This window comes from Pedobacter sp., assembly GCF_040513095.1.
Taxonomy (GTDB): Bacteria; Bacteroidota; Bacteroidia; order Sphingobacteriales; family Sphingobacteriaceae; genus Pedobacter.
Genome location: NZ_JBEVDX010000141.1, coordinates 1 through 9,561, shown reverse-complemented (window position 1 = coordinate 9,561; position 9,561 = coordinate 1). Strand labels below are relative to the sequence as shown.

Annotated in this window: 9 protein-coding genes; 5 read left to right on the top strand and 4 right to left on the bottom strand. The window is 46.1% G+C overall.

The features are described from left to right. Together ABWY16_RS15820 and ABWY16_RS15815 are read left to right on the top strand one after the other, a co-directional pair. The coding region (locus ABWY16_RS15820; protein WP_353905621.1) for a UDP-galactopyranose/dTDP-fucopyranose mutase family protein at nucleotides 1–765 on the top strand (765 nt) is incomplete at its 5' end. A gap of 78 nt (nucleotides 766–843) precedes the next feature. Continuing rightward, nucleotides 844–1,494: a response regulator gene (locus tag ABWY16_RS15815; protein WP_353905620.1), complete on the top strand. Its 651-nt coding sequence runs from the start codon at nucleotides 844–846 to the stop codon at nucleotides 1,492–1,494. Here the strand turns inward: ABWY16_RS15815 and ABWY16_RS15810 are convergent. Then, nucleotides 1,491–2,747, bottom strand: coding sequence for an amine oxidase (locus ABWY16_RS15810; RefSeq protein ID WP_353905619.1), 1,257 nt, complete (start codon nucleotides 2,745–2,747; stop codon nucleotides 1,491–1,493). The genes ABWY16_RS15815 and ABWY16_RS15810 overlap by 4 nt on opposite strands. 170 nt (nucleotides 2,748–2,917) lie before the next feature. Between ABWY16_RS15810 and ABWY16_RS15805 the strand changes: the two genes are divergently transcribed. From ABWY16_RS15805 to ABWY16_RS15795, 3 genes are read left to right on the top strand one after another with little or no spacing between them, the layout of a single operon-like run. Further along, nucleotides 2,918–4,693: a carbamoyltransferase family protein gene (locus ABWY16_RS15805; protein ID WP_353905618.1), complete on the top strand. Its 1,776-nt coding sequence runs from the start codon at nucleotides 2,918–2,920 to the stop codon at nucleotides 4,691–4,693. Continuing rightward, the gene (locus ABWY16_RS15800) at nucleotides 4,641–5,606 is read left to right on the top strand and encodes a glycosyltransferase family 2 protein (protein WP_353905617.1); all 966 of its coding nucleotides are present in this window, start codon (nucleotides 4,641–4,643) and stop codon (nucleotides 5,604–5,606) included. Before ABWY16_RS15805 ends, ABWY16_RS15800 begins: the two co-directional genes overlap by 53 nt. After that, a complete protein-coding gene (locus ABWY16_RS15795) occupies nucleotides 5,603–6,619 on the top strand; it encodes a glycosyltransferase family 9 protein (protein WP_353905616.1) in 1,017 nt (338 codons plus the stop codon). The genes ABWY16_RS15800 and ABWY16_RS15795 overlap by 4 nt, the downstream gene beginning before the upstream one ends. On the opposite strand, the gene ABWY16_RS15790 is transcribed toward ABWY16_RS15795, so the two are convergent. Genes ABWY16_RS15790 through ABWY16_RS15780 form a run of 3 tightly spaced genes read right to left on the bottom strand, consistent with a single transcriptional unit; the run spans nucleotide 6,572 to nucleotide 9,501 of the window. Continuing rightward, nucleotides 6,572–7,684, bottom strand: coding sequence for a glycosyltransferase family 9 protein (locus ABWY16_RS15790; RefSeq protein ID WP_353905615.1), 1,113 nt, complete (start codon nucleotides 7,682–7,684; stop codon nucleotides 6,572–6,574). The two genes, ABWY16_RS15795 and ABWY16_RS15790, sit on opposite strands and share 48 nt — an antisense overlap. Continuing rightward, nucleotides 7,677–8,243, bottom strand: coding sequence for a D-glycero-alpha-D-manno-heptose-1,7-bisphosphate 7-phosphatase (locus ABWY16_RS15785; RefSeq protein WP_353905614.1), 567 nt, complete (start codon nucleotides 8,241–8,243; stop codon nucleotides 7,677–7,679). The genes ABWY16_RS15790 and ABWY16_RS15785 overlap by 8 nt, the downstream gene beginning before the upstream one ends. Beyond that, nucleotides 8,233–9,501: a glycosyltransferase family 4 protein gene (locus ABWY16_RS15780; protein WP_353905613.1), complete on the bottom strand. Its 1,269-nt coding sequence runs from the start codon at nucleotides 9,499–9,501 to the stop codon at nucleotides 8,233–8,235. Before ABWY16_RS15780 ends, ABWY16_RS15785 begins: the two co-directional genes overlap by 11 nt. Nucleotides 9,502–9,561: the final 60 nt, after the last annotated feature.

The following is a 9,561-nucleotide window of genomic DNA, read 5'->3' as shown; positions in this document are numbered from 1 at the left end:
GGTTTTCTCAATGATAAAGCAGAAAAAATCAGCCCGGTCCTCAGCTCTGAAGATGTTGTACTCAGCAATGTTGGCAGGGAGCTCTATGAAAAATTTTTCCGCGGATATACTAAAAAACAATGGGACCTGGATCCCTCAGAGCTCAACGCCTCAGTAACTGCACGCATCCCTACAAGGAATAATAAGGACAACAGATACTTCACTGATACTTATCAGGTTATGCCTCTGCATGGATATACCAAAATGTTCGAAAAGATGCTGGATCACCCAAACATTCATATCATGCTGAATACCAATTACCGTGATGTGCTGTCTGAAATCAGCTATAGAAAAATGATCTTTACCGGGCCGGTTGATGAGTATTTTGATTACCGCTATGGTAAGCTGCCCTACCGCTCCATCGACTTTAAATTTGAGACTTATGATAAAGAAGTATTTCAGGAAACCGGTACCATCAATTATCCCAACGACTACGATTTTACCAGGATCACAGAATTTAAATACCTAAGCGGGCAAAAGCATGAAAGGACATCAGTTGTATATGAATTTCCTAAAGCAGACGGCGATCCCTATTACCCTATTCCTAAACCCGAAAACGCTGCAAAATACGAGCAATACAAACAACTGGCCGCTTTAGAAGCGGACACCTATTTTGTAGGGCGCCTGGCCACCTACAAGTATTATAATATGGATCAGGTAGTGGCACAGGCACTGGCTACAAGTAAGAAAATATTGAATGAGTTAAAGGTAGTTACCCCAGTATAAACACGTACATATACGTTGCGGGGGTAAATTTTTGTGTGTATTATTACCAAACATCAACAAGGTTTAATTATATACAAAATGGATTTAATAAAAGTTGTTATCGTAGAAGACCATAAATTGGTACGTTCCGGAATAAAGCTCTTACTTGGATCTGACCCGAAAATCTCTGTTATTGCAGAAGCAGTATGTGGCGCGCAGGTGCTGGAGTACTTGATGAAAAATGAGCTGCCCGACATGGTCATTACCGACTTTCATATGCCTGATACCTCCGGAATGGAGCTGCTGAAAGAAATAAGAAATCATTACCCTGCTGTCCGCGTAGTTTTTCTGACCATGGTAGAGGATAATAAAATTATTACTGAAGCATTTGACAACGGTGTAGAAGGGTATCTCACCAAGGATATTAGTGCAGATGAATTACTTTTCGCGGTTAATCATATTGCCGGAGGCGGTAAATATATCAGCGCTAATTTGTCTCATCAATTGTTTCTAAAACCTCTGCAAGGGCTGCAGAAGCAGGATACTGCAACTACCAGTTTGGAATTTAATTCGAGGGAAATTGAGGTGCTTGACTTAATCTCACAAGGCATGACCAACAGTGAGATGGGAGAAAAGTTGTTTCTAAGCAAAAGGACAGTTGAGGGACACCGCCGTTCATTAATTGAAAAAGTACAATGCCGTAACTCAGCCGAACTGGTAAAGTTTGCGGTAAAGAATGGCCTGATTTAAGTAATTTCATTGCTTGTAACAGCGGAATCGCAGCCATGACTCCTGTTATTGATAAATGTCTGTGCCCTCAGCAATGCCCGGGCATAAGGCAGGTAAAGTTCCCTGCTTTGGGGTCTGGAGGCATCTCCGTCCCAAAGACCTGACCGGTGCCAGTTACTCAGATCATCCCAGTCGGGCCGGTCTATGATCGGATACAAACAAATCCCTAACAAATTCACTCCGGCATCGATTGCCGCCTGGCAGCTCTTGGCGATGGTAGTTACCCAAATAGGCCTGTCTTCTTCCGGGTGGCTGGTTTCTGCTATGATCATTGGCAGATAATATCTTTGTTGTGCCTCTATCAGGAGCGACGTTAAACTCCTCCATCGCTCATCAGGTTCATCATTTGCCCAGGGCAGGAATTGCTCGGTTCCAACAATCCACTGATTATTGTAATAGAAATTAAATCCTACAATATCAATTAGTCCCTCCTGTCCACCGAGCTCGGGACATATCCTCCCTATTAGCATATCCATCACCTGATACTGTATTTCATGTTGTAAAATTGCAGCATCAACCTGTTCCATAGTCGCATCAAGGGGAGGAACGATGCTTACCAGGGGTTCCGTAACCAGGATTAAAGCTGCAGCATCTGCATCTTTGATCGCCTTTATGCCCTGGATATAAGCTTTTGTCAAAGCGTATTTAACCTCCCATCCCATCTTAATTGCATAGGGCGAAGTTCCCGCTACTTCGCCGCCCAGCCAGGAGATAAAACCTACTTCATTTATAGGCGTAATGATGACTGTCCCCTCTGGTACCTCTTGCCTGTAGAACCGGATAAAAGCCTTGCACAAGGATACAAACCGCGGAGTAAACTGCGGATGAAGCGGAGTCAGGTCATCTGGAAATCCAAAGTGGCAGATATCCCAGATCTGCTGGATACCAGTTTCTTTCGCCGCATGTATCATCCTGCATACAGTACTAAAGTCATACTGATAGGGTCGCGGCTCTACCGCGCTCCAGCGTATCCCTTCACGAACAGTATGAATATTAAAGTTCCGCAGCTGGAGATAATCCTCCGTAATCCTGTCCAGATGCCGCGTCTCATGGAGCAGATCAACCCGGTGTCCATAACAATTCAGCTGATCAGAACATTCATAACCGCCCATCCAGAAAGATTTGAAAATTTGCTGCTGATGAACAGGAAGATGGGTAGTAGCGTAAACGATTTGATCAAAGGCGGAGAGTGCAGCTGTGTATACCTGTTTCATATTAAGTTATTGCAGCTATAACTCATGGTACTGCAGAAAGTTTCAACGATAAATACCTAATATTTTATGTCTGCGTATTAACACGTTAATGAGATAAAACTAATACCTGACCTCATATATTCTAAATCAAATTGAGGGGATACATGTTACAAATGCAACCCTATAAGCTTATGTATACACTTGGTATTAATGCAGTCTTTCATGATTCCTCGGCCTGTTTGGTTAAGGATGGTATTTTAATAGCAGCAGCCGAAGAAGAGCGCTTTACGCACTATAAACATGGTAAAAGACCTATACCTTTTTCCACATACGAACTCCCTTTCCACGCAATCGATTATTGCCTTGCTACCGCAGGAATTCATCTGAGAGATGTAGATCACATCGCCTATTCATTTGATCCGGGGCTGCTCATTGAAGAAAGTCAAATCGGTGATCCTTATACAACTATCCCATTCTTTCCCGGACAAGTGAATCAGGCAAGCAAACGCAACCCCTGGGAACAACTCTTCTTATCCTCGGTAGTGAATGCACCAGGACATTTGGTTGACGGATATCCCCACCATCTGCAGCAAAGGTTTGCAGGAAGTACTACCAAAGACTGGGAATGGCACTTTACAGACCACCATCTTTCACATGCCGCAAGTGCCTATCTTCCATCGCCCTTTACAGAGGCAGCAGTAATGACGATCGATGGCCGCGGTGAAGTGGCAACTACTACCTATAACATTGGAAAAGGAAATACGCTCGAACGCCTGGGTCAGGTAGACATGCCGCACTCACTGGGCCTGCTGTATGAGAAACTGACTACTTATCTGGGTTTTTTGCATTCCTCAGATGAATACAGGGTGATGGCGTTGGCATCCTATGGAAAGCCCGTATATGCAGGGGAGTTCCGTGACATGATCACTATTGGAAGCAGCGGCAACTATAGTATAAATGATGAAGACTTCGTGAAGCTTTTTGGCCCGGCGCGCCGCCCTAATGAGCCATTTCTTGAACAGCATTTCGACCTGGCACATTCTCTGCAGCTGGTGCTTGAAGAGAGCGTACTGAAGCTTTGCGAATGGCTGTACGCAGAAACCCAATATGATAACCTTTGCCTTGCAGGGGGCGTAGCACTGAACTGTGTGCTGAACGCACGCATACGCGACAAAAGCCCTTTCAAAAATATCTGGGTACAGCCAGCTGCAGGAGATTCAGGAACAGCGCTGGGCGCTGCCTTGTGGGTAGACAGCCGGGAGCGTTCTGTTAGCAGCAAAGAATTCCAGATGAACGACTGCTATTGGGGTCCGGAATACAGTGACGATATGATCGAGGACTTTTTGCGTAAAGTAAAGGCCCCTTATAGAAAAACGGACAACATCGCTTCGGAAACTGCGGCGCTGCTGGCAGCGGATAAGATTATCGGTTGGTTCCAGGGGAGAATGGAGTTTGGCCCCAGGGCACTTGGAAGCCGCTCTATTCTGGCCTCGCCAATTTCAGATGACATGCAACGCCGCCTCAATGAAGTAAAAGACCGTGAGGACTTCAGGCCTGTAGCCCCTGCTGTGCTGGAAGAAGATGCTCCGGAATGGTTTAAGGGAGCTACGGTCTCGCCTTTTATGCTCTTCATCTATGACGTGATGAAAGATAAAGCGGAGCGCATACCGGCAGTGGAGCATATTGACGGGACAGCCAGGATACAAACTGTAAGTGCCACACAGCACCCCCTATACCATCAGCTGCTCCTTGAATTCAAAAAACTCACAGGTGTACCCATACTTGTAAATACTTCATTTAATACCCTGGGAAAACCTATCGTGTGCAGCCCCAGGGATGCAGTGGAATGTTTTTGGTCGTCGCCATTTGACGCGCTTGTGATTGGCTCTTTTATTTTAGAAAAAATTCCATCAGATGAAAATTTCAGTAGTCATACCAACCTACGAAAGACCAGCATTATTAATTAACTGCCTGACTGCGTTAAGCAATCAGCAATTGCCCCACAGTGAATTTGAAGTGATTATCGTGGCTGACGGTCCGGATGCTGCCACCCTCGCTTCTGTTACTGAATGGCAACATGCAATAAGCCTGAATCTCACGTTTATACAAGCACCGCGTAAAGGAGGTCCGGCAGCTGCGAGAAATATAGGATGGCGGGCCGCCCATGCAGAACTCATTGCCTTTACTGATGATGACTGCCTGCCACAGCCAGGCTGGCTGCTCGCCCTGGCCGGCAAATATCAACAGGAGGAATATATAGCTTACACGGGTAAAACAATTGTTCCTCCGGCCCTGGAATGGACGGACTTTGCAAATAATACGTCGCATTTGGAGGAAGCAGAATTTATTACCGCTAATTGTGCATGCACAAAAAAAGCGCTCCTTCGGCGCGGCGGTTTTGATGAACATTATAAGATGGCCTGGCGGGAGGATAGCGACTTACACTTTGGCCTGATCAGCGATGGCGTACGAATCATTAAAAACGAAGATGCTGTCGTTATTCATCCGGTTAGAAAGGCCCCATGGGGGATCAGCCTCAGGGAGCAGAGAAAAGGTATATATGATGCACTGCTCTTCAAAAAGTATCCTTCAGCTTACCGTAAAAGCATACAACAACATCCCAACTGGAACTATTACCTTAGCGTTATTTGCTGGCTCATCTTTCTCCTGGCTGCGCAGGTCAATTCAGTTTCAGGCATGTCAGTCAGCGCTGCAGTAATCATAGTATGCTTTGTAATATTCTTTAAGAAAAGAATTAAATATACTTCCCGTTCGAAAGCACACCTGTCCGAAATGTTAATCACCTCGTTAATCATTCCCTTTTTGTCACTCTTTTGGAGAGCCTGTGGATGTATTAAATTTCATGTATTTTTCTTATGATGATGAACGTCAATATTCAAAAGGTAGCGATATTCAGGGCATTGCAGCTCGGCGACCTGTTATGCTGTATCCCAGCCGTCAGAGCATTAAAACTGGGAAAACCATCTTTGCATATTACACTGATCGGGCTTCCCTGGGCACAACAATTTGTTGCGCGGTTCAGCCATTATTTTGATGATTTCATCACCTTTCCCGGTTATCCCGGCCTGCCGGAACAGCCCTTTAATATGCAGGCACTGGAAGATTTCCTGCTGGACGTGAGGGCGAGAGAATTTGATCTGCTTTTGCAGATGCAGGGTAATGGTTCAATCGTAAACCCCTTGCTGTTAACTTTTGGGGCCCGGCACCTGGCCGGCTTTGATCCCATTAAAAATAGAAATTCCGGAAGGGCAACATTCCTGAAATATCCCGCTTACGGGCATGAGACCGAACGTCATATTGCGCTTATGGAACACCTGGGAGTGTATGCTGTGGGGAACCAGCTCGAGTTTCCTGTCTTCCAGCAGGATATAACAGAGTTCGAGGAACTCAATATGGGCCTGCAAAAGGGCAGGTACATCTGTGTACATGCCGGTTCACGGGGAGCCTGGCGCCAATGGCCACCCCTGTTTTTTGCAGGGCTAGCCGACTTATGCAGCGAACGCGGTTATACTGTTGTACTTACAGGAACAACTGATGAAATGCCAATTGTAGAGGACGTGGCCAGCTTTATGAAAACCCGATCTGTAATTGCCGCAGGCAAAACTACGCTTGGAAGTTTGGCAGTCCTCATCGGCAGGGCCGCCGGTATAATATGTAATTGCACCGGCGTAGCACATATCGCCTCGGCCCTGGAAATTCCTTCTGTAGTGATCAGCATGGACGGGGAACCCTGGAGATGGGCACCACAGGACGAGCAGCTGCACCAGTGCATTGACTGGACACGCCATCCGGACTACACACTGGTAAAAGAGGCAGTCCTGAACTTAACTGCCCCCGAAAGCAGCGTTAAGGGATTTGTTTCCAGTAATTAATAATAGATCCTTCAGGGCATCTACTACTTGTCTTGGTGTGGGAAAGGGGACTTCCTCCTGGTAATACTGGCCGTTAACATAACTTATCACCTGATTTTTGCTTGCGGCACCGCTGGGTATGCTATAGTCTAAAATTCGGTGTGGTACCATCCAGGGTATATGCTGAGGATTTGTTCGTGCATAGAGAACCACCAGAGGTTTTTTAAGGGCAGCAGCAAGGTGTACCGTACCTGTGTTTACAGAAATTACAGATAAACTTGCTTTTATCAGTCCGGCTAATTCCTCAAGGCTGAAATCGCCACAGGTATTATAAGCGCCTGGCCCTATTTCAGATCTGATCATCTCAATTTCCTGCCTCTCGCTCAGTGAACCTGTCAGTATGAGCTTTAAGCCCATCTCGTCGCGTATAAGTTTGCCAATTTCTGTCCATAAACTCCCTGGATACTTTCTTTTGTCTTCGCTAACGCCTGCATGTAAAATGACAAACCCCTCAGCAATTTGCACATTTAGATTTACCAGCTTGTTCTGCATAGCATTTGAAGCGCTTATGCTGAGAGCAATGCGCAATGACAGATCTTCCGTCCCTGCACCGATACTTTTAACCAGCGCCAGATCTCTCTCAACCTGATGTACAATGAAGGAATATGGCTCTTCATCCGGCAGCCAATTGCTAAGGAGCTGATAAGGATTCTCGCGGCAGTAGGCTAAACACCTGGGTATACCAGACATAAAGGCCATCAACGCCGCCGGAAGGCTACTCTGGCTGTAAACTGTAAATATTACGCATCCGTCAAACTGTCCTTCGCGGAGCTTAGCCGTCAATTGCAGCAAAAGTTCAGGATCACTATCACCCTGTAGTTTTACCCATGGAAGGTCTGCAGTGATAACCTCATCGATCTCTGGTATCATCGGGCCTACAACCGCCCCCATAGAGGAAGTGAGCAGCGTAATCCTGCAGCCAAATGTTTCCTTTAAGGCGGCTATAGCCGGACTGGACATCAGTACATCACCCATATTATCTGCGCGGATACACAGGACATTTTTGCAGCCCTCCCATTTATCCATCGGTACCAATGATAAACTGAGCCGCCGCATCTATGGTAGGAACAATCATATCCGGTACCCGCTTCCAGTCCATCTTCCAGACTGTCTCGTTCCCGTTGTCTACCAATATAGTTTTACAACCGGCAGCATTGCCTGCCTGCACATCGTTCAGGATATCCCCGATCATCCATGACGAATGCAGGTCAATATCATGATCACTGGCCGCCTGAAGCAGCATACCGGCTTTAGGTTTTCTGCATTTGCAGCTGAAGGCAGATAAAAACATATCATCGGTTGCGGCATGCGGACAATAGTAGAAATCCAATAGGTTAATACCCTGTTCTTCAAGAAGAACTTTTAGCCTTACCCCAACTTTACAGACACTTTCATGGCTAAATCTTTTTTCAGCAATCCCACTTTGGTTAGTCACCACAATGAATGTAAACCCGCGGCTCTGCAGCTTTTTTAAGCCCTGTATCGAACATGGAGAAAGGGTGATCAACCGGGTGTCGACATTATATGGGATATCAGGGATCAGCGTACCGTCCTTATCCAGAAAGATCGTCCGTCTAGCTGCCATATCTTGTTTCATTATAAATATCTGGTAATCCGGTAGCTTTGCCCGGCACTATGATATCATCGTAAACTTCAATTAGCTGTGCAGCTACATTATGCCAGGTGAAGTGGTTAGTTACATGCTGAATGGCATTTCTACCCATATCAATCCTCAATTGATGGTTATTTAGCAGCAGTGCTATGCGATCGCTGAGCATATGCGGCTGATTGGGCATCACCAGCAGACCGGTTTTACCATCCAGCACAGTATGTTTGATACCTCCCACATCTGCGCCGATGACCGGTAATCCGCATGCCATAGCTTCCAGCGGTGTTATCCCAAAGGGTTCATACCAGGGCGTAGTAACAAAAATATCGGCAGCGCTGTAGTATTGTTTCAATAATCCCCTCTCCTGCCGGCCGGCAAAACAGACGATTTTATCCACACCCAATTCCTGAGCGATGTTCCTGAGCCTAAGCAGCTCTGGAGCATCTGCATTACCCTCGCCACCAACAATGATTAGCTTCACATTAGCGTTTTGTTTAGGGAGAATTGCCATCGCCCTGATCACATTATCAATACCTTTTCGCGGGACCATCCTTCCGAGCTGCAGTACAATTTTATCTTCCGGAGCCAGATTTAAAAATGCTCTTGCGGCAGCTTGTTCAAGGGGATGAAATTCCGCGGGATTAAAGCCACAGGGTATCACCGCAACTTTTTCAGGGTCAGCATGATAATAGTTGAGCAGATCCTGCTTATCCTGAGGGCATTCGGCAATAATACAGTTAGCGTGTTGGGTTATTTCTTCCTCGATATACACCCTTTGTGCTGGGAATTTGTCTGCTTCCTTCTGATGCAACTTCCGCACATGGCCGAGAGCATGGAAGGTAATCACAAATGGAATGCCCATTAAACGCTTAATGCCCAAGGCTACTAAACCAGACATCCAAAAGTTGGCATGTATAAGTTGATAATTTTCATTCTCACGTAACATAAAACTCAGCATTTCATCCTTGAACTGCTCCATAAATGGCAGCAGGCTTTCCTTAGGAACGGGAACAGCGGGGCCTGCGTCAATGTGGATTACCCTTACACCGGGAGATACCTGCACTACCGCTGCTATATCAACATCCTCCCTGCGTGTAAAGACGTCCACAAGGTATCCCACATCCGCCAGCTGCAAAGCAAGTTCTGCTACATACACATTTTGTCCACCGCTGTCAGTTCCGCCAGGGGTAGCTAATGGTGAGGCATGTTCACTAATAAATGCGATCTTATACATAAGTATGGTGTTTTAATATAGTCTGCTGAAAGCAGGTAAGCCAGTCATGGACAAAACGAG